15 protein-coding genes are annotated in these 25,016 nt (G+C 49.8%); 10 read left to right on the top strand and 5 right to left on the bottom strand.

Annotated features, from left to right (window positions below; translation table 11 throughout):
• Positions 1-77: 77 nt before the first annotated feature.
• The 6 genes from ABWW03_RS10050 to ABWW03_RS10025 all read left to right on the top strand — a co-directional run bounded on the left by ABWW03_RS10050 (position 78) and on the right by ABWW03_RS10025 (position 10,892).
• A complete protein-coding gene (locus tag ABWW03_RS10050) occupies positions 78-1,679 on the top strand; it encodes an FAD-binding oxidoreductase (protein ID WP_353408045.1) in 1,602 nt (533 codons plus the stop codon).
• Between the two features lie 56 nt (positions 1,680-1,735).
• Positions 1,736-3,361: a glycerol-3-phosphate dehydrogenase/oxidase gene (locus ABWW03_RS10045; RefSeq protein WP_353408044.1), complete on the top strand. Its 1,626-nt coding sequence runs from the start codon at positions 1,736-1,738 to the stop codon at positions 3,359-3,361.
• Positions 3,362-3,432: 71 nt separating this feature from the next.
• A complete protein-coding gene (locus ABWW03_RS10040; RefSeq protein ID WP_353408041.1) occupies positions 3,433-4,992 on the top strand; it encodes an FGGY-family carbohydrate kinase in 1,560 nt (519 codons plus the stop codon).
• Positions 4,993-5,155: 163 nt separating this feature from the next.
• Positions 5,156-6,205 (top strand): polyamine ABC transporter substrate-binding protein, encoded by a 1,050-nt coding sequence (locus tag ABWW03_RS10035; protein ID WP_353408039.1) that lies wholly within the window; start codon positions 5,156-5,158, stop codon positions 6,203-6,205.
• A complete protein-coding gene (locus ABWW03_RS10030; RefSeq protein ID WP_353408038.1) occupies positions 6,183-8,531 on the top strand; it encodes a putative bifunctional diguanylate cyclase/phosphodiesterase in 2,349 nt (782 codons plus the stop codon). Before ABWW03_RS10035 ends, ABWW03_RS10030 begins: the two co-directional genes overlap by 23 nt.
• Before the next feature lie 264 nt (positions 8,532-8,795).
• On the top strand, positions 8,796-10,892 hold the full coding sequence (locus ABWW03_RS10025; RefSeq protein ID WP_353408036.1) for a TonB-dependent receptor: 2,097 nt from the start codon (positions 8,796-8,798) through the stop codon (positions 10,890-10,892).
• 68 nt (positions 10,893-10,960) lie between these two features.
• On the opposite strand, the gene ABWW03_RS10020 is transcribed toward ABWW03_RS10025, so the two are convergent.
• Both ABWW03_RS10020 and ABWW03_RS10015 read right to left on the bottom strand, forming a co-directional pair.
• Positions 10,961-12,328, bottom strand: coding sequence for a sensor histidine kinase (locus tag ABWW03_RS10020; protein ID WP_353408035.1), 1,368 nt, complete (start codon positions 12,326-12,328; stop codon positions 10,961-10,963).
• The gene (locus ABWW03_RS10015) at positions 12,318-13,733 is read right to left on the bottom strand and encodes a sigma-54-dependent transcriptional regulator (RefSeq protein WP_353408034.1); all 1,416 of its coding nucleotides are present in this window, start codon (positions 13,731-13,733) and stop codon (positions 12,318-12,320) included. The genes ABWW03_RS10020 and ABWW03_RS10015 overlap by 11 nt, the downstream gene beginning before the upstream one ends.
• Before the next feature lie 234 nt (positions 13,734-13,967).
• On the opposite strand from ABWW03_RS10015, the gene ABWW03_RS10010 reads away from it, so the two are divergent.
• From ABWW03_RS10010 to ABWW03_RS10000, 3 genes are read left to right on the top strand one after another with little or no spacing between them, the layout of a single operon-like run.
• Entirely contained in the window at positions 13,968-15,269 is a 1,302-nt protein-coding gene (locus tag ABWW03_RS10010; RefSeq protein WP_353408032.1) for an efflux RND transporter periplasmic adaptor subunit, read from the top strand.
• Between the two features lie 9 nt (positions 15,270-15,278).
• On the top strand, positions 15,279-15,962 hold the full coding sequence (locus ABWW03_RS10005; RefSeq protein WP_353408031.1) for an ABC transporter ATP-binding protein: 684 nt from the start codon (positions 15,279-15,281) through the stop codon (positions 15,960-15,962).
• A gap of 9 nt (positions 15,963-15,971) precedes the next feature.
• Positions 15,972-18,398 (top strand): ABC transporter permease, encoded by a 2,427-nt coding sequence (locus ABWW03_RS10000; protein ID WP_353408030.1) that lies wholly within the window; start codon positions 15,972-15,974, stop codon positions 18,396-18,398.
• 233 nt (positions 18,399-18,631) lie between these two features.
• Here the strand turns inward: ABWW03_RS10000 and katG are convergent, their stop codons facing one another.
• The 3 genes from katG to ABWW03_RS09985 form a co-directional block, all read right to left on the bottom strand.
• The gene (gene katG, locus ABWW03_RS09995; RefSeq protein ID WP_353408028.1) at positions 18,632-20,887 is read right to left on the bottom strand and encodes a catalase/peroxidase HPI; all 2,256 of its coding nucleotides are present in this window, start codon (positions 20,885-20,887) and stop codon (positions 18,632-18,634) included.
• Positions 20,888-21,485: 598 nt separating this feature from the next.
• Positions 21,486-21,659 (bottom strand): hypothetical protein, encoded by a 174-nt coding sequence (locus tag ABWW03_RS09990; RefSeq protein WP_353408027.1) that lies wholly within the window; start codon positions 21,657-21,659, stop codon positions 21,486-21,488.
• A 223-nt stretch (positions 21,660-21,882) separates the two neighbouring features.
• Positions 21,883-22,851, bottom strand: coding sequence for a hypothetical protein (locus ABWW03_RS09985; RefSeq protein WP_353408026.1), 969 nt, complete (start codon positions 22,849-22,851; stop codon positions 21,883-21,885).
• A gap of 665 nt (positions 22,852-23,516) precedes the next feature.
• Here ABWW03_RS09985 and ABWW03_RS09980 point away from each other — a divergent pair.
• Positions 23,517-24,914 (top strand): aldehyde dehydrogenase family protein, encoded by a 1,398-nt coding sequence (locus ABWW03_RS09980; RefSeq protein WP_353408024.1) that lies wholly within the window; start codon positions 23,517-23,519, stop codon positions 24,912-24,914.
• The last annotated feature ends 102 nt before the right edge of the window (positions 24,915-25,016 follow it).

Genomic DNA, 25,016 nt, shown 5'->3' with positions numbered 1-25,016 from the left:
ATTCTCAGAATACTGAAAGTTGAATCAATGTCTGGCCGCCGAAAGAAGGCCAGCCTTGCGAGCATTTGGGGGAAAGTATGGAAAGACGTTGGAATGGTTGGGGAATGGTGGATGGCGAATATCAGCACAGCCCCAAACCCGAAGCAGTAGCGATGGCAGAAGCACGCCTGGGGCCGTCAAAAGCCCTGATGGTTACTCCAATGGATCAGGTGCTGGCCAAGCTTCCCGCCAGTCGTCTTGAATCGAATCCATTGTGGTCACTGGATGGCGAAACACGTATTCGGCACAGTCGGGGCCAAAGTTTACCGGACTTACTTGCCTTGCGTTCGGGTGAATTAGGCGCCGTGCCGGATGCGGTCGCATTTCCAGAAAACGAAGAGCAGATTCAGGATATTCTCAAGCTCGCCCAGAATCTGAACGCGATCGTGATTCCTTATGGCGGTGGCACCTCAGTTGTTGGGCACATCAATCCGCCACAACAAGAAAAACCGGTTATTACGCTTAGCTTGGCTAACGTTAATCAGCTCTATGACTTGGATCGTGACAGCCAAATTGCCACCTTAGGTGCCGGTTTGCCTGGACCACAACTAGAGAAACTGCTCAATGCCGAAGGCTATACTCTCGGGCACTTTCCACAATCCTGGGAGCTGTCGACAGTCGGTGGTTGGGTCGCAAGCCGTTCCAGTGGGCAGCAGTCGTTGCGATACGGCCGCATCGAAAAAATGTTCGCTGGCGGAACGATGGTCACCCCTAAAGGTGTGCTGGATATTCCGACCTTCCCAGGAACATCCGCGGGTACGGATTTACGCGAAGTGGTCTTGGGCTCGGAAGGGCGCATGGGCGTCATCAGCAAGGTAAAGATGCGGGTCACGCCGCTGCCTGAAGTGGAGCATTTTTACGGTGTGTTTTTCCCGAGCTGGGAACAGGGGAAGGCCCTGAGTAAACAACTGGCTCAACAGATGTTGCCCTTATCCATGATGCGCTTGAGCAATGCCGAAGAAACGGCGTCGCACTTAAAGTTAGGCGGCAATGCCAAGGCAATCGGTTATCTGGAAAAATACCTAGGCTGGCGGGGCGTATCCGAAGGCAAAGTGATGTTTACCTTCGGCACAACGGGTGACAAGAAAAGTTGTCGCTTTGCCTTGAAACAAGTGAAGCGTTTAAGTCGTCAATTCGGTGGTGTATACATTGGAAAATTGATTGGCAAAGCCTGGGAGCACAGCCGTTTTCGCAGCCCATATTTACGTGATGGTTTTATGGATTTGGGCTATGCCATCGACACCATGGAAACCGCTGTGGATTGGAGTCAAACGGATAAAGCCATGGAAGCCATCGAAAGCAGCATTCGTGCGGCAGCCGAGTCCTTTGGGGAAAACGTTCATGTCTTTACACACCTCTCGCATTTTTATCCCCAGGGCAGCAGCGTGTACACGACCTATATGTATCGAGCCGGAAACGATTACCAGGAAGCCTATCAGCGCTGGTTGGCCTTAAAGCAGGCTGGGGCTGAAGCGATTGTGTCGGTTGCAGGAACAATCAGTCATCAGCATGGTGTGGGTGAAGATCACAAAGTGTATTTGCCGGCAGAAAAAGGGGCGTTGGGCATTGCGACCATTCAGAGTCTCTGTGAACACTTTGACCCGGAAAAGATCATGAACCCTGGAAAGCTGGTCGACTGACAAGCGCAGAAACACGTGAATAGTTTTTATCGCTCAATCATTCAGGAAGTCTATTAATGAGCATCGAAAAACGCAGGGCCAATCTACAGAACGCGAAAGACAAAAACTGGGACATAATCGTTGTTGGTGGCGGCATCACAGGTGCAGGGGTGGCCAGGGAAGCCATTCGACGTGGATTGAGCGTATTGTTGCTGGAGCAAAAAGATTTTGCCTGGGGAACCTCCAGTCGATCGTCCAAAATGGTACACGGAGGCTTGCGTTATCTGGCCATGGGGGATCGCAAGTTAACAAAAGAGTCACTGCTGGAACGTGAGCGTTTGCTAAAAGAAGCTCCGGGCTTGGTGGAACGCATGGGGTATTACTTTCTTTTGCCGAAAAGCTGGAAGCCCTGGCGCCTGGTGATGAAGATACTGCTCGCGAGTTATGATCGGATTGCCGGCATTCGAAATCATAAAATTTGCAACATTGATGAATTGGGACAGACATTTACCTCCTTGGCACGGGCAGATATCAGTGGCGCGGCGTATTACACCGACGCCGTCACCGATGACAGTCGACTTGTCTACCGCGTTTTACAGGAAGCCGAAGCGGATGGTGCGGCATTGCTGAACTATTGCAAAGTTGATTCAAGCCGCGTACTGGATAACGGTCTACAAAGTATTGAGGTGGTTGATGAGCGAGCGAAAAATACTTTTTGCTGCACGGCCAAAGTGATAGTGAACAGCACCGGAGCCTGGGCTGACCAATTGCGCCAGGCCCGAATTGAAGAGCAACGAGTGCGCCCATTAAAGGGCAGTCACATCGTCCTCAAAAAGGGCGTTCTGCCCATCGAAAATGCCATAAGCTGTCAGCACCCAGAAGATAAACGCAGCGTGTTTGTTTTCCCTTGGGAAGGTCACAGTGTGATCGGAACGACGGATCTGGACCATGACGACAGCTTAGACGAGGAAGCGAGAATCTCGTCTGAAGAGCTGGATTATCTACTGGCCATTGTGCGGCATCATTTTCCGGCCGAAGCCATCAGTGTCAATGATATCGTTTCGACCTGGTCAGGGGTACGCCCTGTAATTGCGGGTGATAAACAATTTGCCCGAGCGCAAGAAGCCGAACAAAACGAGAAGGGTAAAAGTAAGAAAAAACCTTCCAAAGAGCGACGTGACCACGCCGTTTGGGATAACGAGGGTTTGATCAGTGCCGCTGGCGGTAAGCTCACCACCTTTCGCGTAATGGCCCTGGATGTTCTCGAAAAAGCCGCTCCGTACTTGGAAGGGTGGGCATTCGAGCGCGACGAAGCGCCCGTGTTTCGTCGTGTTACGCAAGAAGCAGATAACGCGCTACCGCTCAATGGCGATCAACGTGATTACTTGTCTGCCTGCTACGGTTTTCGTTTTAAGGATTTTCTGTCCAGCGCAAAAAGTACTGAACTGGAATCGCTTGCCGAACAAAAATACTGCCTGGCTCAACTGCGTTGGGCATTACGGGAAGAGTGGGTGGAGCACCTCGATGATCTCTTGCTCCGCCGAACGCGTTTAGGCTTGCTTCTGCCTAATGGGGCTGAACAACTGTTTGACGCTTGCAAACTGATATGTCAGCAGGAATTGTCCTGGTCAGATGAGCATTGGTCAGATGAACTTGAGCGTTACCAAGCGATATGGGCGCGCTCCTACAGTGTTCCCGCTTAACCTGAGCCTGAGTTCAGAAAAGCAAACCATTAACCATTACCGAAGACACAACACTGAGAAGATCGGCGACCATGAACGAGAAGCCCTATGTATTGAGCATTGATAATGGCACCCAGAGCATTCGTGCTTTGGCCTACAATCGGGATGGCGAACAGATCGATAAGGCTTACATCCCCATTGAAGCCTATACTAGCCCAGAGCCAGGATGGGCTGAGCAATCTCCGGAATATTTTTGGCAAAAACTTTGTGAAGCCTGCCAGTGTTTATGGCAACAAGGAAAGGTCAAACCCGAGCAGATCGCCGCGCTCAGTGTCACCACACAACGTGGAACGGTGATCAATCTTGATCGCGATGGGCAGGCGCTTCGTCCGGCAATCATCTGGCTCGATCAACGTGAAGCCCCCGAATCCGTCTCTCTCGGCTGGCTCGATTGGCCACTGAAATTATTGGGGCTGAAATCCAATATCGATTATTTCACCAAACAGGCGGAAGCAAATTGGATTGCCCAGGAACAAGCGGAACTGTGGCAGAAAACTCACAAGTTTTTGCTGCTCTCAGGCTTTCACCATTTCAAATTAAGCGGCCAGTACGTCGACAGTGTGGCAAGTCAGGTGGCTTATATCCCCTTTGACTACAAACAACAACAATGGGCAAAAGACAGCAGCTGGCATTGGAAGGCCTTACCATTGAAATCCGATATGCTGCCCCAGCTGGTTCCCGCTGGGGAAGTGTTGGCCAGCGTCAGTGAACAGGCGGCCAAAGAAACCGGCTTGCCTGCGGGTTTACCGATAGTGGCTTCCGGTTCGGACAAGGCTTGCGAACTCCTGGGTGCCGGTGCAGTGGAAGAACATATCGGTTGCTTAAGTTATGGCACTACCGCGACGTACAACGGCAACTTCTCCCGCTATATTGAATCGGCGCCAATGATTCCACCGTATCCTGCTGCGATGCCGGGTCGTTACAACACCGAAGCGATGGTGTATCGCGGTTATTGGATGGTCAGTTGGTTTAAGGAACAAATGGCTATGGAAGAGAAGCTGCGTGCACAAGAGCAGGGTGTCGCGGTAGAAACCCTATTCGATGAACTTTTGGAGAAAGTCCCTGCCGGTTCGATGGGTTTAACCTTGCAGCCGTATTGGAGTCCGGGCATTAAAAACCCAGGCCCCGGGGCTAAGGGTGCCATCATTGGTTTTGGGGATGTTCACACCAAAGCTCACATTTACCGCGCAATTATCGAAGGCTTATGTTTTGCTCTACGAGAAGGTAAAGAGCGTGTTGAAAAACGCAGCGGCCAGAAAATCAGCTGTTTGCGCATCTCCGGGGGCGGTTCTCAGAGCGATCAGATCATGCAGATCTCAGCGGATGTATTCGGCATGACTGTTGAAAGGCCTGCCAGCTATGAGACCTCTGGGCTTGGTGCCGCCATCAATACGGCGGTCGCTCTGGGCTGGTATCCGGATCATCGTCAGGCGGCTCAGCATATGAGCCGGGTAGGGCAAGTCTTTGAGCCTATTCCTGCACATGTAGAGACCTACGAACAACTCTATCGTCAGGTTTACCTGAAAATGTATTCCTCTCTCAGTCCCCTCTACCAATCGATTCGCAAGATCGTCAATTATCCCGCACTCTAATAAATAGGCCGGCGTCTGCAAAAGCGCCGGTTTATTGTCTATACTCTATTGCTCAGGCAGCTGTGTCAGCCCAGTGTCGGCAGTATGTTTGATGTCATGGATGTCACTCGATGGGAATACCCTATTTTTTGTATGCGTTTATTGCTCGAGTCCTTGGACATTCATGTATAGATTGGTTTTTATCTGCTTTTTCATGCTCGGTAGTGCCTTCACGGTCGCTGAACCTCTTATTCTCCTGAATTGGGAAGACTATATCGCCCCAGACCTGGTCAAACAGTGGGAGGTCGAGAACGGCGAGCTTGAACAGGTTTATTTCGACAGCGATCAGGACCGGGATGCTATTTTGTTGAACTCCCATCGACATCACATCGATGTTGCCGTCGTGGACGAGATTATCGCCAGCCGCTTTGGTCGGGAAGGCATGCTGTTGAAACTCAACGAAGAAAACATACCCAGCTTGAAAACCATGGAGCCTTTTTGGCGAAAACGCTGTGGGGAATACGCCATCCCTTATCTGTGGGGCACACTGGGTATCGCGTATCGAAAAGATAAAGTGAGCAAGGCTCCAACTCGCTGGGCAGATCTGCTGTTTCCGAGCGAAGAGCTGCACGGGCATGTGGGTATGATTACGGATTACACCGATATCCTTGCACCCGCTTTGTTTCACTTCGGCTTTGAGTTGAATACCGAACGCCGGGATGAGCTTAAAAAAGTGTTCGACTTATTGAAAACACAAACCTCAGCGGTGCTCACCTATGAATATCCCATCAGCTATTTAGGGTACTCGGATAAAGCCGAAGACTTGTATATGGCGATGGTCTACAGCGGTGATCAGTTCAGCCTAAATGAATTGGCAGAGGACAACGATCGTTGGGCTTACGTTGTACCTGAAGAGGGCACCGTTTTATGGGTGGATTGTCTGGCCATCAGCAAGCACAGTAAACACTTGGAGCGTGCACTGAATTTTGTCAATTTCATGAGTCAACCCAAACAAGCGGCTCAAAATGCGGCTTACAGTGCAGTTGCTACGCCTAACAGTGCCTCGAGGGCCTGGATACCGGTTGAGCAATTAAATAATCTTGGCATCTATCCCAATGAAGAGCAATTGAGCAATATTCAACTCTACCAGGAACTCAGCAAACAGAATATTGAACTTCGTTTAAAAATCACCAACGCGATATTGAATATCCATGAATCTAAGAACGCGAACTAGCATACTGCTGCTGCCAGTAATTGCTTTGAGCTATGCTTTGTCCGCCTGGTGGATTTATCAGGAAGAGCGCGCAACGCTGATACAGTTGGAAAAATCCAAACTGGAGCAGAAAATTACGGCTTTGCATTCCAGTATCTCCAACTACAAGAGTTTTCAAGACGCTTATTTGATGTCATTGCTGGACGGTGATTTACTCGCACAGTTTCTTATAGACACCAATAATATCTATCGCAGTAATATTTTACAGCGCCATATGGAATCATCCTTAGGGCGTTTTAGTGCTGCCGAGGAACCTTTTTTGTCATTGCTTGTGCTGGATGAGAAAAACGAAGTCATTTTGCATTTGGAAAACAGCCAGGATCCGTTTGCTGAAGTCAGCCCTCGACAGATGGCCGCTGCGATGACACTCCGGCAAGATAAAACCATTAGCAGCGCAACCGGTCATTTCGATGCCGATGGTCATTTGATGCTATACCAATCACTGGCGATCGATCTGAGAACTCTGCAAGCCCCAATTCTTTCTCAGATTGGGCAAGCCGGTCTAATGGTTGTGGCCCTCGAAGCCAAAAGCGTTTCCAGTGGCTTGAGGAATCTGCAAAAAACCTACAATGCCGACATTCATTTTTCATCCGAAACACTAGCGAATAAAAAATCGGCTTTGTTCGCTGATATGAGTTTTATGATTCCTTTAGGGGGCCCCAATGCGGTAAAGCTCAGTATTCCAGGCGATTATTTCGAGGCACCCTTAATAGAGCTTCGTTCAAGGCTTATGTTGTTGAGTATAATTTCCTGTTTGGCAACGTTCCTATTACTGCAGTTTCTGGTGGCGAAGTTTGTAACGGCCCCCATAGCAAGACTGGATTTACAGCTTGATGAGTTGTTGAGTGAAAGGCGTTCGGACATCAGTTATTCGTCGAGCAACGACGAAATAGGGCGTCTGGCACGGAAGTTTCAGAGTTTGTATACGCGCCTACTTGCCTCATTTAATGAAAACTATCGCAAGGCGCGGATGGACATCCTGACAGGGCTGCCCAACCGCATGGCTTTTAACGAACAAGCCAGAGAATTGTTTGACCATTATGACTCAAACCGAATCATCAGTGTTTGTTACATTGATGTCGATAACTTCAAATACATCAATGATAAATATGGCCATGAAGTTGGCGACCGAGTGTTGGGACAAGTCGCCAAAGGTTTGAATGAATCCGTTGAAACCTGTTTTTCTGATCACTCGCCCCACAGTGGTGCGTATCGCTTATCTGGGGATGAGTTTGTGGTATTGGCGATGGATGCCAATGAAGAACAAATCCGGGATTGTGCAAATTCGATCTTGTCTTTGTTCGAGGGCGGGCTGACGGTAGCCAATGCGTCTTATCCGGTAACCGTAAGCCTCGGTGTTGCCAGCACTCAAAGCGAACACTGTTCCTTGTCTGAATTGATGTCGAACGTCGACTTGGCAATGTACCAGGCCAAAAAGAGCGGAAAGAATCGCATCGCCAAATATTCAGAAACCTTGGCTCGTCAACATCGTCGAATGCAGAACATCGAATTAGCGATTAAGTCTCCCGGTTTCGAGGACGAACTGCATCTGTGTTATATGCCCATTGTCGATCGGCAATTACGCCTGTGTTCCATCGAGGTGTTATTACGTTGGACATCAAAGACACTGGGTAATGTTCCCCCGGATGAATTTATCCCATTGGCAGAATCCATCGGGGCTTTTGCAAAGATTGATTTGTGGGTCATTGAGCAGGTTTTCAAAAACGAATCCACCTTACGTGAAAGTTTCCCGATGGTGAAATACGTATCCATCAATATTTCCTCGGCGGAGCTCAACTCCATCACTTTTGTGGATGACCTCGCGATACTCGCCGGCCGATACGATATCAGCAGCGGCTTCTTTGTGCTGGAGGTAACGGAAACCTTCGCGACAGGGAATCAGGAGCAGGTGCATGAAAATTTGAACCGAATTCGCGGTTTGGGCTTCCGCATTGCCATTGATGATTTCGGTACAGGCTACACGAGCGTGATGCAGATGTTGGATTATCCCGCCGATGCCATTAAATTTGACCGATCGTTAATCAAACGTATCAGTCAGCAGACCAATATCGAGACCGCAAAGGCCTTGGTTGAGCTGTGTAAAATGCAGGGCTTACTGGTGGTGGCAGAAGGGATTGAAACCGAGCGCCAGTCAGTTCTGTTTAACGACATCGGCTGCAGCTATCAGCAAGGTTATTTTTACGGTCAGCCTTTAAGCCTCGAAAACCTTGAGAGTTGGCTGGACACACACACCAAACAGCTCGAAGAAAGTAATCTGATCTATTAGCCCTTAAGCCTCTGAATTCGGCGCCTTCGGCAATTTGCATGTCGAGATGCCGGAACTGACGCCGCATTAGGCTAATAAGTAGTATCCTTATGACAAAATAAAATAAGAATAATACTCATTTACCATTCCATTCTAAATCCATCTCTACGATACTTGTGCCCACAGAAAAATAGGGCGTTTAAGACCCTGAAAAATAGACGGTTTTTAAAGGCCGTAGCCATTACTTGCACATAAAGCTATCGAACCTTTTTGGAGTGGAGAATCATGAAGAAAATGCCTTTGGCCGTGGCCCTGGTGGCCGCGAATCAGCTGCTGGCTTCCGGGCTTGTTCACGCCCAGGACAATATTGAAGAAATCATTGTCGAAGGAAAGTACCTGTCCATCGATAAAATCAACTCGGTAAAAACCCCAACCCCGATTCTGAATGTGCCCCAGAGCTTATCGATTGTGTCCAGCGCTCAGATCGAAGAGCAGGCCTTTCGCAATATTGGCGATGTATTACGCTACACTCCTGGTTTATCGATCAGCCAGGGTGAGGGCCACCGTGATGCCATAATCATTCGCGGCATTCAGACGACAGCCGATTTCTTTATCGACGGTCTTCGTGACGATGTTCAGTATTACCGCCCGCTCTATAACGTAGAGCAGGTTGAAGTCCTACGTGGCTCCAATGCCTTACTGTTCGGTCGAGGCGGCGGCGGTGGCGTGATCAACCGAGTGAGCAAAAAAGCGAAAATTGGTGACGATTTTACGTCTCTGAACACCGGTATTGATACCTTCGGTGCCTATTCAGTCGCGGCCGATACGAATGTTGAGATTAGCAGCCGTGCAGCTTTTCGTTTAAACGCTTACTACCAATCGTTGGAAAACCACCGTGATTTCTACGAAGGCGACAGTTACGCGCTGAATCCAACCCTAACGGTAGAGTTCAGCCCAAAGACCAGCGGTGATTTTTCTTACGAGTATGTGGATGACGATCGCACAGTGGATCGAGGTGTGCCTTCCATGAACGTTGATGGAGGGCCTGACAAACCATTGGAAGGCTATGAAGATACCTTCTTCGGTTCTGCAGACCAAAATCGTACGACACTGGAAGCACATATCTGGCGAGCCAACATCAAGCACGAATTTTCTGAGAATCTCCGTGGTAACATCGTTGCGCAATACGCTGACTATGACAAACTCTACCAAAACCTCTATGCCAGCGAAGAAGTTGTGGTGAACAATGGTCGTATTGCCGAAGTCGAGCTGGATGGTTACCGTGACACGACCGAACGCGAAAACACTATCTTCCAAGCCAACCTGGTGGGTGAGTTTGCCACGGGTTCCTTGAAACACACCGTATTGTTTGGTGCAGAATTTGGTAAGCAAGACACCCACAACGCGCGATTTGACAATGTGTTTGAAGCCAATAATGACGATCAGCTATTTATTCCTTTTTCGGACCCTCTGATTATTCCGGCGTTCGCCTTCACACAAGAAGCCCGCAATCGTCAATCTGAAGTGGAATTTGCGTCTGTGTACCTGCAAGATCAAATTGATTTGAGTGATGAGTTTAAATTGATTGCGGGTTTGCGTTTTGACAAGTTCGATATTGATGTGCGTGATATTCGTAACAACGGTAACTTCAACCGTGTTGACGAAGAAGTGACTCCGCGCCTTGGCTTTATTTACAAGCCTGCCGAGAACGTATCAATTTATGCCAGCTACAGCGAAACATTCCTGCCTCGTTCTGGTGATCAATTCCTGACCTTGAGCTTGGATTCTGAAAGCACCCGCCCGCAGTTTTTTGAAAACCGCGAAGTGGGTTTAAAGTGGGATCTCAATGACAAGCTCAGCTTAACTACGGCGATATTTGAACTGGAGCGCGAGAGCTATACCTCGGTGGATCCTGAAGATCCTTCTCAGTTGGTGGTTATTGAAGGTTCGGAAACCCAGGGCTTTGAAATTCAGTTGAGTGGCAGTTTGTCGGAAAACTGGGCCATCACCACCGGATATGCCTATCTTGATGGTGAAGTAAAACGCGTTGATGGCAGCGGGAACAGCGGCAATAAAACCCGCCAGACTCCGGAGAATATGTTCTCACTCTGGAACAGTTTCCGTGTAAATGAGCAGTTGCGTTTTGGCTTGGGTGCCACCTATCAGGACAGCTTCTTTGTACGCGAAGACAACTCTGTTGAAGTGCCCAGCTATGTGCGTGTGGATGCTGCGGCTTATTACGATCTCAGTGAAAACACGACGCTTCAGCTGAACATTGAAAACCTGTTGGACGAAGAGTACTTCCCGGATGCGCACAGCAACGACAACATCTCGACCGGTAAGCCGGTAAACGCGCGCTTGTCCATTACCACAACGTTTTAAATTCTCGCTAAACGTGTGATGTAAAGCCTCAGTCGGTTTAAGGCTGAGGCTTTTTGTGGTTGGATACGCTAAAAACTCAATCGGAACAATGCGCCCCCCATTGGCGCGTCGTGAACACTGATTTTCCCGCCGTGGGCCACCATGGTTTGCCTCGCCATCGCAAGCCCAATGCCACTGCCGTCGCTTTTGCTGGTGTAAAAGGGTAGGAAGATACGCTTCTTATGCTCGTCCTTGATCCCCGGGCCATTGTCCTGAACTTCGATGTGGCAACGATTGCGACGATCCAAATAAGCGGTAAGGTGAATCTTCGGAGCTTCGTCGCTCATTGAATCAAAACCAGATTGAGCTTGCGCTGAATTTCGAAGCAAATTAATCAACATTTGTTCGAGGAGTTCTCGATCTGCATTGAGCTGCAGGCTTGCTGGTTTCGCCTCAAAAGATAATCTAACTCCGGTAAACGTATCGTCCGCGAGCAATAGCGTATTCAGCTCCCTGAACAAATCTGATAGGGTGAAAATACAAGGTGTTATTTCCGAAGTGTTTTGCAATAGACGATAGTTGCTGACGAAATCCATTAATCCTCTGGAGCGTCTGGCCAATACCTGGCTGGCTTCATAGGCATCATCCAAGGCTTCAAGTGACTGCTCATGTTTGGGGAAGGCGCTGCGGCAGTCTTCTAAAAGCTGTTGACTGGTCTCCGCCAGGGACGCCACGGGAGTAATGCTGTTCAATAGTTCATGGCTTAATACTGCCGCCATTTCCCGCCAGGCCTGAAGTTGATTGCGATCCAGATCGGCTTCGATATCCATCAAGCTGATCAGGATTTCCTGGCCCTTACTGCTTTTGTATATGCTGGCCTGTGCGCTCAATTGCCTGGTTTGGGCACCGTCGAAGAAATTCAAAAGTTGCTGTTGCCCGGGTCTGAGCTGGCTCAAGGAATAGTAAAAATCTTCCCCAAAAACGCGCAGGTCTTCAGGTTTACAAAAATCGCCCAACTCAAAGAATCGGCGCGCGGACTGATTATGGAAATGAATAGCGTCATCGCCCTGTATGGAGATCAGCGGAATGGGCATGTGTTCAACCAATGCCTGGCAGTGTTTCAACTCTAACGCTTGGCTGTGCAGTTGTTCTTGCCAACTCGCCAGTACGGTTTCCAATTGCTGTTTGAGTTCTGGGAACTCGCAATCTGGAGGCGCTAAAGGCAGGCGATTGTCAAAATCAAGATGATTGGCGGCTTGCAATAAACGCGTGTATTGGCGATTGTGCTTGGTCACCAGACTTTGCACAGACCAACACGCCGCAAGGGACAACAAAGCCATCAGAGCGCTTACGGCGTAGTAACCGGGTATGAGAATAAAATACACCAGCCCGAACAGGCAGGAAAAAACAATCAGCAGTTGAAAATACAAGGAATGGGAAAACCGTTTAAAGATCATATTTTTCCATCCTGCGATACAAAGATGCTCGGGTAATGCCCAGGGCTTTCGCTGCTTGGCTGATATTGAAGTTGTGGCGGTGCAGGGCGGTGCTGACTAATTCCCGCTCGGCCTTCTCAAGGTCCAAATCCACTCCCGGCGCATTGGGGTTTACCGAAATAGAATCTATGTCAGATAGCGTTTCAGGAATCGATGGCGCCGAATGATTACTGGGAATTTGCAGGTCAGATGAATGAAGGCAAGGGCCATCGGATAAGATAACCGCTCGCTCAACGGCATGGCGTAATGCCCGAACATTCCCGGGCCACTCATACGCGGCGATATCATCCAAGGCTTGCGAGGAGAACTCGAGATCCGGTTTCTGGTATTTTCGTTTGTGCAGCTGCAAGTAATGCTGCGCAATCAAAACAATATCGTCAGCCCGTTCTCGCAGAGCCGGTAATGTGATTTCCACCGTATTCAAACGGTACAATAAATCCTGACGAAACAGACGTTCATCGGCGAGCTGATCCCGTTGAACATTGGTTGCAGCGACCAGGCGAATGTCCAGTGGTTGATGTTTATTACTGCCCAGAGGCGTGACCTGACGTTGTTCCAGTACGGTCAGTAACTTGGCTTGTAAGTGCAGCGGAATATTGCCTATTTCATCCAGAAACAAGGTACCACCATTCGCGGCCAGTAAACGCCCAACCCGGGCTTTATCAGCGCCGGTGAAGGCGCCTTTGGCGTGGCCAAATAATTCAGACTCAAACAGGTTTTCTGACACGGCTCCAAGGTCGACCGCGACAAAAGCTTTATCTCGGCGCTGGCTTTGCTGATGTAACTCTCGGGCCACAAGCTCTTTACCGGTACCATTCTCACCGAGGATCAACACATTCGCGTCTGTGGGCGCCGCGCGCTCAATAACGCGCTTCACCTGTTGCATATGAGGTGACTCACCAATCATATCGCTCTGGGGCTGGTTCGCCTCAATCAGCGCTGCATTGCTTTGTCGCAACTGTGTGGCTTCACGTCGGCTGTGTCGCAGTTTAATAGCGGCCGAAAGAGTGGCCAGAACCTTTTCATTTTGCCAGGGCTTGGCGATGAAGTCCGTTGCGCCGTATTTCATGGCTTCGACGGCCAGCTCCACCGCGCTGTGAGCGGTGATCATCACGACCACAGCATCCGGGTCCAGCGCTAACACTTCCTGTAGCCAATACAGCCCTTCCTGGCCGCTGCTCTCGCCCGGCGAGAAATTCATATCCAGCAAAACAGCGTCGTACTGTGTGGCCCCCAGAAGCTTGGGCAATTGCTCGGGGCGATTGCAGATATCAACGGCCTCGACGTGGCGTTTTAACAGCAGCTTCGCCGCAAGCAGAATGTCCTGATCATCATCGATGACCAGTATTTTGTGGTCTTCAGGCAAAAGGGTTCTCCTCAATGGTGTTCGATATCGTACAGCGACTGTCCATTTACGAACAGTTGTTCCTGAACGGGATCGGACAGTCAATCCATAGTTCTCATGCAAATCCTTTTAAATACAACAACTTACATTTTGGCACCCGCTTTGCAATCTCTCGTTCAATCGCATTCGCCACGGCCAAAAGCGTTTCGCATCGGAATAAAGCGAAAACCGGGCCAGCACAGTTAGAGGTTGTTTATGAACGACAAGGGGTCCCAGCAAAACCCACAATTTACACGTGATCACCCAATGGATCGCCGCATCGCTCGCGTCAAGCCCTTGAAGCGTTGGCTGTTGCTCGGCGCGTTGATAATGGCTGGCGTGGTCGCATTTGTGCTGTTTTACGAACAAGGCAAGTCGCTGCATATGGCGCGGGACCGTCTGGTCACCGGCACGGCCAAACAGGGGGTTTTCGATGATTTTATTCCGCTTCGAGCACGAGTCGAACCTCGCAAGACCGTCTTTTTGGATGCCATTCAAGGTGGGAGAGTGGATCAGCTGCTGGTAGAGGATGGTGCGGAAGTCCAGTCCGGTCAGACACTTGCGCGCCTGTCGAACTCCGATCTTCAACTCAGCGTCATGAGCACCGAATCGCGGGTGATTGAACAGCTCAATGTCATGCGTGAGCAAGAGCTGCGACTGGAGCAAAACCGGCTCAATCACAAGACCGAATTGGCCAGCTTGTCGTACCACCTTGAGCGATTGGAACGTCAAAGCCAGCGTTTTCAGGCCCTCTTGGCTTCGGCGCACATTTCCCAGGAAACCGTTGATAAGACCGAAGATGAGCTGCGTCACTACCGAAGGTTACACGAGCTGAGCCTGGAGGCCCAGGCGTCGGATGAGCGCCTGATGGCGAAGCAATTGCAGTTCTATCAAACCAAGGCCTCAGTGATGGAGGACAATTTGGCCTTTGCCCGTGAAAGTCTGGAAGCCCTGCATATTCGAGCACCGTTTGATGGGCGTTTATCCGGCTTCGATCTGGTGGAAGGGCAGAGCATTCAACGCGGAGACCGTATCGGTCAAATCAGCCAGCCTCGTTCGTTCAAGCTCAAAGCCGGAGTCGATGAATATTATCTGGGGCGTATTGTCCTCGGCCAGAGTGCAAACATCGAACTGCAGGGGCAGGCGTACCAGCTCACCGTGAGTAAGATTTATCCGGATGTACGTGGCGGACAGTTTCAAATCGACATGACGTTTGAAAACACCCTGCCGGATAAGCTGCGCATCGGCCAGAGTGTGCAAAGCCGCTTACAGCTGGGTGCCAGTGAGCCTGCCTTGTTAATCCCCAATGGCCCGTATTTTCAAGACACGGGTGGCCGCTGGCTGTATGTGCTTAGCGATGACGGCCGTGAAGCCAAGCGTCGTGAAGTACAACTGGGTCGCCGCAACAATGACTTTATCGAGGTGATTTCGGGGCTTCGGTCCGGAGAAGAAATTATTACCTCAGCCTATGCTGCGTTTAAAGACGCAGATCGCTTAAAATTATCCCAAGACTCTTAGGAGAGAACAGTGATTAAACTTCAACAGCTGTGTAAAAGCTATCGCGGTGACGAGATTGAAACCCTCGCACTCAATCAAGTCGATATGGAAATGGAAGAGGGGGAGTTCATTGCCATCATGGGGCCTTCGGGCTGTGGCAAATCCACCTTGCTGAATATTCTGGGTATGCTGGATCAACCCAGTTCAGGTCAATACCTGTTTAAAGGTGAAGACATCAGTGCTTACAGCGAACGTCAACTCGGACAACTCCGAAAAGAAAATATCGGGTTTATCTTTCAGAATTTCAATTTGATTGACGAGCTCAGTGTGAGAGAAAACATCGAGCTGGCTCTGCAGTACCACAATATACCGGGGAAGCAGCGTCGGGAGCAGGTGGCGGAAGTGATGGATCGTGTTGGTATTGCTCATCGCGCTGACCATCGCCCAGGGCAACTCTCTGGAGGGCAGCAACAACGTGTCGCGGTGGCTCGTGCCGTCGTCGCCAAACCCAGTTTGATTCTGGCGGATGAGCCCACCGGAAACCTCGACAGCAGTCACGGTCAGGAAGTGATGAAAATGCTGCAGGCGTTGAATCGAGAAGGCACCGGCATCATTATGGTGACGCACTCATCGGCGCATGCCGATTACGCTCGACGTTGCATTAATCTGTTCGATGGCCAGATTCTTGCTGAAAACCTGCGAGCGGTTTCCTAGGAGGTGACCATGATTTTCAGCTATATCACTATTGCATTGCGAAATCTTTTCAAGCACAAATTGTTTGCCCTGATCAATATTATTGGCTTAACTCTGGGTTTGCTGATTTTTATGTTCTCGGTATTGTTGGCGGGCTACGAGAAAAACCACGACCATATGTTCGACAAGCGTGAACGAATTTTCACTCTTGCCAGTAAGTTTGCTCCAACCTCGGGTGAAGCCATTGGTTTGTATCCCGATTCTGCAACGGCCTATGGCCCATTGATTCGGGCTCGTTTGCCCGAGCTGGAAGCTGTGGCGAGAGCCGTGCACAGAATCAAACAATTCACGGTCGATAACAACAGTTACTATCTTGGGGCCCGTTTTGTCGATTCAGATTTTACGCGCATCTTTAATTTTACGTATATTCACGGAGACGCCAGCGCACTTGATCACCCGAATGGGTTGATTCTGACCCGCAGCTTTGCCGAACGTCTATTTGGTCGTGCGGATGTTTTGGGGCGTCAAATGAAGGTAGAGCAGACTCTACCGCTACAAGTTACCGCCGTCATTGAAGACATTGCACCTGACAGCCATTTGAATTCCGATATGCGTCCCAAATATGAATTGGGCGTTATCGCGTCGTATCGTGCCCTGACCCAAATCAGCAAGCTGACCGAAGAGGGGGAAATGGGCAATAATTCAGCGGCGATTTATGTGCTCCTGCCTACACACCGTGACCGGGCCTGGTTACAGCAGGAAGCCGATGCTATGTTCGATAAGCACACACCGGATGAAGCGAGGAAGTCCACCGAAGCGTTGCGTGTACGCCCGCTGATCATGTCAAACACGATGGTCTGGGATGCCTTGGGCTTTCCGGTCCTGATAGCCGCTCAGGTACTCGGCCTGATGATTCTGATTATCGCGGCATTGAACTACACCAATCTGGCAGCGGCCCAGAGTCTGGGGCGTATTCGTGAAGTGGGGTTACGTAAAGCATTGGGAGCCAGCCGCAAGCAATTACTGCAACAGTTTTTGATCGAGAGCCTGACCCTGGCCAGCTTTTCTATGTTACTGGCACTGGCCGCCATTGAGTGGTTGGTGCCGCTGTACAATTCCGGGACTGGAAAAGCCGTCGACCTGAATTACGCGCAAATTCTTCCCTACGCAATCGGTGTCACCTTGTTGGTAGGCTTGGGTGCGGGTGCTTATCCGGCGTATCAAATTTCTCGCCATCATCCCATTGAGTGTTTACGCGGTGCGGCGAATGGCGCGGGTGGAAAGCAATGGTTCCGCAATATTCTGATTACTGCCCAGTTTTCATTGTCGATTTTCATGTTGGCCATGGTGATGGTGGTGTATTTCCAAAACCAGAAAATACAGGAGCTGAGCTCAAGCTTTAACAAAAACGATACCCTAGTGCTTGAGCGTTTGGATATCGATGGTATTGTGCCCAAGCAGAAAGCGCTGAAACAACAACTTTTGAATCAGGAAGGCGTAGCTGCAGCAAGTTTGTCCAGCGCTGTACCGTTCCATTCGGCAGGGCATTATCGGGATGTCAGTAAACAGGCTGGTGATGAAGCTGGTCAATTCGACATCGCCTTCGTATCCGTGGATTTTGACTACTTGCTGAACTATCGCCAGCAATTGCTGGCCGGGCGCTGGTTTGACGAACAACGTTCCCAGGATGTGTTTGAAGACGATCGAGCTATCGTGAATGTGATCGTCAATCAACGTCTTCTCGATAAACTCGGTATCAGTCGTGCAGACGCTGCAATCGGTCAAACCTTCTACAAAATATACGATGAAAAGTATCCCAAAGAACGCCAGTATCAGATTATTGGTGTGGTGGCGGACAGCTATTTCTTTGGTGTCCATCAACCGATTCCACCCACAGGTTTTATGGTTCGACCCCAGACCTATAAATATCTCTCCGTTCATCTGGTACCGGAATTTCGACAGCAGGGTGTGTTGAATACCGAGAGTACTTGGAAAAGCCTGATACCGAACTATCCAATTCAAAGTAAATTTTTGGATTATTACTTCCGCCTGTTTTACCGAATCGCCGAAGGCATCAATGCCGTGATCACCGGCTTTGCGGGTATTGCCTTAATGCTGTCACTGATCGGTTTGTTTGGGTTGGCGGCCTTTATGGCACAACGACGCACACGTGAGATTGGAATACGCAAAGTTTTGGGAGCCAGCCTAGGACAGGTAATCAGCTTATTGGTGTGGCAGATTTCCAAACCGGTATTGTGGTCAGTGTTACTGGCGGTGCCCCTGAGTTATTTGGCGGCGGGCCTGTACATCGACTTCTACCCGGAAGCCATTCGTTCTATTCTGCCTTTTGTTGCCTTCGCTGTCGCCATCGCGGTATTAATGGCCTGGAGTATTGTTGCAGTTCATGCTTGGAGGGTCGCCCGACAACGACCGGTGCAGTCGCTTCGATACGAATAACAGCGGGTTCAAAAAACTCTTATACCGATAAAAAACCATGCAATAGCAATTCCCTCAATATAAAAAAAGCTCCCCATAACGGGGAGCTAACTATCGCGGGGCAGTACTTCTGGACACAGGCGCTGATAAGAAGTGCCCTTGGTCACTTTCCTCATCAGAACCTTGAATCTGCTGCATCAATCCAACCCTCCCATCACGGTGAAGACCAAGCGAGAGGGGAGGTATGCCAATGCCTAAAGCTCGTGGCGCAGATCGAATCGATCCAGTTGCATCACTTTCGACCAAGCCTTGGCGAAATCGTCGGCGAACTTCTGTTTGGAGTTGTCATAAGCGTACACTTCAGCAATCGCTCGCAATTCAGAGTTGGAACCGAAAATCAAATCGACCGTGGTAGCGCTGTACTTTTTCTTGCCCGACTTTCGGTCAAAACCATCATACAAACCATCGGTTTTCGATTTTTTCCATTGTGTCGACATATCCAACAAATTCACAAAGAAGTCATTGCTCAAGGTGCCGGGCTTATCGGTAAATACGCCGTGTTGTGAACCACCGGTATTGGCATTCAGGACTCGAAGACCACCGATCAATGCCGTCATCTCGGGAACCGAAAGGTTCAATTGTTCTGCACGATCCACCAACATCTCTGCTGGGCTGCGATAACTGCTCTGTGCGTTGAAGTAGTTTCGAAACGCATCGGCCTTGGGTTCCAGCAGGGCGAAGGAGCGCACATCGGTTTGCGCCTGCGTGGTATCGCCACGGCCCGGACTGAATGGCACACTGACGGGAACACCGCCTGCTTTCGCCGCTTTTTCAATACCCGCAGCACCACCGAGAACAATCACATCGGCCAGTGAAACCTGTTTGCCTTTCGAAGCGTGCTGATTGAACTGGCTCTGAACTTTCTTCAGTTTTTCCAGCACTTTCGCCAGTTCTTTGGGATTGTTAACCGCCCAATTCTTTTGAGGGGCCAAAGCAATACGTGCGCCGTTAGCACCACCGCGTTTATCCGAGGCTCGGAAGCTTGCGGCCGAAGCCCAGGCGGTGCGCACGAGTTCTGACGCACTTACACCACTGTTCAGGATATTGTTCTTCAAACGCTTAATGTCGCTCGCATCGATTAAGCTGTGTTTAACGGTGGGTACAGGGTCTTGCCAGATCAAGGTTTCTGCCGGCACATTGTCACCCAGGTAACGTGCACGTGGCCCCATGTCTCGGTGGGTCAGTTTGTACCAGGCTTTTGCGAAGGCCAGGCGATACTCTTCAGGATTCGCCAGAAAGCGTTGAGCAATCTTTTTGTAGGCCGGATCGTATTTCAAAGCAAGGTCTGCTGTTGTCATAACCGGTGGGTTGTATTTGCCTTTGACGTGAGCGTCCGGCACGGTTTTGTGCAGAGATTCATCCGTAGGCACCCATTGAATCGCACCGGCCGGGCTGCGGGTTTGCTTCCATTCGAAATTCAACAGGTTTTGTAAATACAGCGTTGTCCACTTGGTGGGTGCTTGTGTCCAGGCACCTTCCAAACCACTGGTTACCGTATCTTCTGAGTGGCCTTTACCGCATTTGTTTTTCCAGCCCAGGCCTTGCTCTTCAACCCCAGCGGCTCCGGGATCGGCACCCACACATTTTCCGGCTTTGTGCGCACCATGCATCTTGCCGAAGGTGTGTCCACCAGCCACAAGCGCGACCGTTTCTTCATCGTTCATCGCCATGCGACCAAAGGCAACACGGATGTTTCGCGCAGAGCCTTTAGGATCAGGTTTACCACGTGGGCCTTCCGGATTCACGTAAATCAAACCCATATGGGTAGCGCCCAGCGGACGTTTCAGCTTGCCATTTTTTCCGTGACGATCACTGGCCAGCATTTCCACTTCCGGTCCCCAGTACACCAGATCGGGTTCCCAATCATCGGAACGACCACCGGCAAAGCCATAGGTTTTAAAACCCATGTTTTCCAGCGCAACCGTACCAGCAAGTACCATCAGGTCGCCCCAGGAAATACTTTGACCGTATTTCTGTTTGATCGGCCACAACAGGCGCTTAGCTTTGTCGAGATTCCCGTTGTCGGGCCAGCTGTTCAATGGATTAAAGCGCATCTGGCCGCCGTCGCCACCGCCGCGACCGTCCAGTGTTCGGTAGGTGCCTGCGCTATGCCAGGACAGACGAATAAACAGGGGGCCGTAGTGTCCCCAGTCCGCTGGCCACCAGTCCTGCGAAGTGGTCATCATGTCATTCAGATCTTTTTTCAGCGCCGCCATATCCAAATTCTGGAACGCGCGCGCATAACTGAAATTATCGCCGTAAGGGTTCGAGCGGCTATCGTGATCGCGAAGTGGAGCGAGATTCAATTGATCAGGCCACCAAAACTGATTGGTTTTCGCTTGCCCAACCGCAAACGTGCCAGAGCCCGCTGCACCTTTGGGTTTGCTGATTTCTTTTGACTCTGCAATGGCTACACCTGAAGACATCAGCAGGGCGATCACACTCGCCATAGATGACTGCTTTATAACGGATCGGAGCTTCATACCTTTCACCTTTTTTTGTAAAACATGTGTTTGTTCTTCTCTCGCTTCAACTCTTCATCCCTGTTGTTATCTCGAAGTTTAAGTGCCTTGTCGTACAGCCATTGGGTAAGTCGAAGTTTTTTCAGTATATGGAGGGGGTATTTATTGGGGTAATTAATTAGTGCAATAGCAGCTATTAAATAAAATTATCGAGGGGTATTAGGTATGTCTATCAACTGTCGTTGGCTGGAATAACGAATGGGTTTTCGTGTGCCAATAGGGCTGAAAGGTCAGTTTTAGGTATGATTTTTAACGAGACAACACAGCAACTTGGCCTATCAAGACGGCATTCAGTTCATCAAAAAGGTGGTGCTTAAACACGTGTTTTGCGACGTTACTATGAAGTGAGCAAAGCCTAAAACAGAAAATTCGCATTCGATACATGCATTTAATGTCGGTACTGAGTAGCATCAATGCCGGCGAACACGCGAGATAACTGGGTAGAAAAGAACAAGAAAAGAGAAACTACAGAAAGGAAAATTCCATAAAAGTCAGCGCATTAGAACATGACGCCGACCGACGATTACTAGCCGACAATCAGCTTGAAGATATCAATCCAGTAAACGGTTTCCAGTAGCTCGGCGAGTGAAAACATTCCCATCGTCCCAAACTCAAACTCTTGCAGATGGAGGTAAGCCAATACCACCAATAAGCAAAGCCCAAATAGGGCACAAGGAAGGTCTTGTATAGCGTCACGCACGTTGAATACCAATAATTAGCTCGTTAAATTTCGTGTGCCAGAATACCGAAAATAAAACCTCATATGAATAAGTCCTTTGGCTCAAAACGACCAATCCAATGTTGTATGCGATAGAACATCAATTAAGCCCAAAGAATATAAGCTTGGTACCCACACGGACGATAGACGATGGACTGAGCAGAGCTGAGCAGGGGGTATCACTCAGCCTTTTGGATAAATCGGCTTAACGCTCAAATTCGTACAAGCCGCCTTGAAGGAAACTGGTGCCGACAAAACTGCCTGGAGTAAACAAGTTGCCTTCTTCCCAGGCCAGGCTAGAAAGCTGAGTCAGACCGGTTCGAATCTTTTTCGGAAAACCGAAGCCTCGGCGTTTGATCAACACAATCTTGTTGAAGCCCAAACCATTGACCAATCCAAACTCAGCCACAGCGATATGGTCCGGCAGAATCACCAAATCATCCATCAATTTACTGACGCCATAGGTATGATATTTCAAACGGGGGAAGCCTGCGCTGCCGTCACTGCGAATGGCGATCTGCCAGAGATTGTGTCCGCCCACGAAATACAAGGTATCCCCATCGATTTGAAGACCATTGGGAAGCGAGTAGAGAGGCGATGCTGGCAACCAGGGTTCAGTGACAAAATCCAGTGTTGATTCATCGAGAAAGCGTAGTTTAACGATGGCGGTCTTCTTCAAAATTCCCAAGCTGGCATTGGTGTCACTCAGGTACAAGCTGCCATCTGGCCCAACGGCCATCCCATTCGGTACCAATACATCGTCGAAATCGCGAATCAATAGTTCCTCAACACCTTCACGCCCAGGCAACACTCGATAGAGCGCCGAACGAGTGGCGGGAAAAAAGGTGTTGTCTTTGGGATGAACAGCGCAAGACGCGTACAAATAGGTACCATCGGTGGTCATACCTCGAAAAATACAGCTTTCCTCTTCCAGTTTCGCTGCAAGCAGTGGGCAGACATACAGGCCGCTGTTTGGGTCCTGAACACAATTTTCCCCGCTGACGTCTCGAATCTCATGAATACCATCGCTACCGGCTACAAAGTAGCGGCCATCGTCGGTAAACACCGCGTTCTCTGTTGCCGTCAAAATATCCGGCGAGACAACTTCCCGAGCATGAACAGATACACTCAGCAGAACGCTGAGCAGAGTGACAGATATTATTTTAATGGACATTTTCCCTATCCTAATTCGTTATTGTTGATCGATGCTTAAAAGCGCTGGGCTGGAGGCCAAAGGCTGAAAAATCAAGGCATTCCCCGCACTCGAAGTGCAAGTGATCTGGGGTACAGTATTTCACTATCGGCCTTATACCCAAGGCGTAGCTAGGTTAACGTAAGCCTTGCGGGAAACTGAATAGGACTTTTGACTTAAAATCTATGCTGTGAAACTCGCAGTTAGAGTAGGAGCTAGAACCCAAATTTCTGTACAGGTATAGGAACAAAAAACGGATAACCGCGCCGGGAGGTAAATGGCAGGTGAAACGCCCTGAAGCAAATTACCGCTAGCGGTCGCCTAAATCAGGATCTTTAATTTGGGGTTGTTACTTACGCGATCATAATGAGCTGGAAATCTATCATTGGATTACTGAAAACGATGTGGGGTCGGCATGCCAACCTGGCATTTGCTAATCCCGATTGGCTTGAAATGGCTAAATCTTTCAGCTAACAAGACCATCTTGTAGATGACAACGCTGATTTCAGTGATACTCTTTAAGCTGAACTTAAAGAACCAAGCCATAGCCTTGTTGTGGCTAGCGTCGATTATCGTGAAAACATGAAGCTCTCTGAACGTCTGGGAGAAATCACCCGGGCGGGATTGGCAACCAGTTAGGAGATCATATGGACAAGCAACATAGCGTTACAGCACCCTACAGCGGAGAAGTTCTGGGTGATGTACCACTGCACAATGCGGATCAGATAGAGCAGATGTTGTCAGAGGCTTACGGATTATTCCGTGATCGTAATAGCTGGCTACCGCTGCATGAACGCGTTGCCATTCTTGAGAGATTGGTCGAGCTGATGGTAGAACAGCGTGACACTTTGGCCATGCAGGCCGCCAAAGAGGGTGGCAAGCCCCTGCAGGATTCCTTGGTTGAAGTGGATCGCGGCATTGATGGCGTGCGCTTGGCCATAGAATGCATACGCAGTGAAGCCGGAGAAGTGATACCCACTGGCGGCACAGCAGGTTCAGCGAATCGCATGGCCTTCACACAAAAAGAGCCTATCGGCGTTGTGGTTGCTGTCAGTGCGTTTAACCACCCACTCAACCTGATTGTGCACCAAGTCGTTCCGGCTGTGGCCGTCGGTTGTCCTGTTATTGTAAAACCCTCACTGGATACGCCTTTGTCATGCCGCAGCCTCGTTGAGTTGCTGCATAAGGCGGGTTTGCCTGAGCCTTGGTGTCGAACAGTATCACCGCAAGAAACCCGTTTAACCGAAGCTTTGGTGACGGACCCGAGAACCAGCTTTTTCAGCTTTATAGGCAGCGCCAGGGTTGGCTGGATGTTGCGTTCAAAACTGGCACCAGGAACACGTTGCGCACTGGAACACGGAGGCGTGGCGCCATTGATTGTTGCCAAAGATGCCGATCTCGAGCGAGCAGTAGCGGCCGTTGCAAAAGGGGGCTTTTACCACGCAGGTCAGGTGTGTGTATCGGTTCAGCGCGTATTTGTGCACACCGCCATTGTTGAAGAGTTCAATCAGCGTCTTGTGGCAGCCACACGTTCCTTGGCAGTGGGTGACCCTGCCGATATCGCTACCGAAGTAGGGCCACTCATTCGCCCAGTCGAAGTGGAGCGAGTTGCCGACTGGGTGAACGAAGCCACTGGGGAAGAGGGCGGTGAGCTTCTGTGTGGCGGAAAACAACTACCAAACAATTGTTATGAACCCACGGTTATTTTTAATCCACCGGAAGATGCAAAGCTCTCACAACAAGAAGTCTTTGGGCCGGTCGTTTGTGTTTACAGCTATGACGATTTACAAACGGCAATTGATCAAGCCAATGCGTTACCCGTGGCCTTTCAGGCGGCGGTATTTACAGAAAGTATCAACACCGCAATGAAGGTTTACCGAAACATCGATGCCTCGGCGGTCATGCTCAACGATCACACAGCGTTTCGTGTGGACGGCATGCCTTTTGCCGGCTTACGCCAGTCGGGTCTTGGCGTCGGCGGCATTCCGCACACAATTGAAGATATGCAGATCGAGAAAATGCTTGTGATGCATGAACCACGTTAATGGTTTTTTTGAGGCCTGCTTTGATGTGCATATGTAGCCTCTGGCCAACAGATTCTCACTCAGGGGCAGCAGCGACCATTGGATAGACCGGATAGTAAACTC

Source organism: Pseudoteredinibacter isoporae, from assembly GCF_040372805.1.
Classification (GTDB): Bacteria; Pseudomonadota; Gammaproteobacteria; order Pseudomonadales; family Cellvibrionaceae; genus Pseudoteredinibacter; species Pseudoteredinibacter isoporae_A.
Note: the sequence above shows the minus strand (reverse complement) of the source record. Positions and strands in the feature narration are given on the sequence as shown.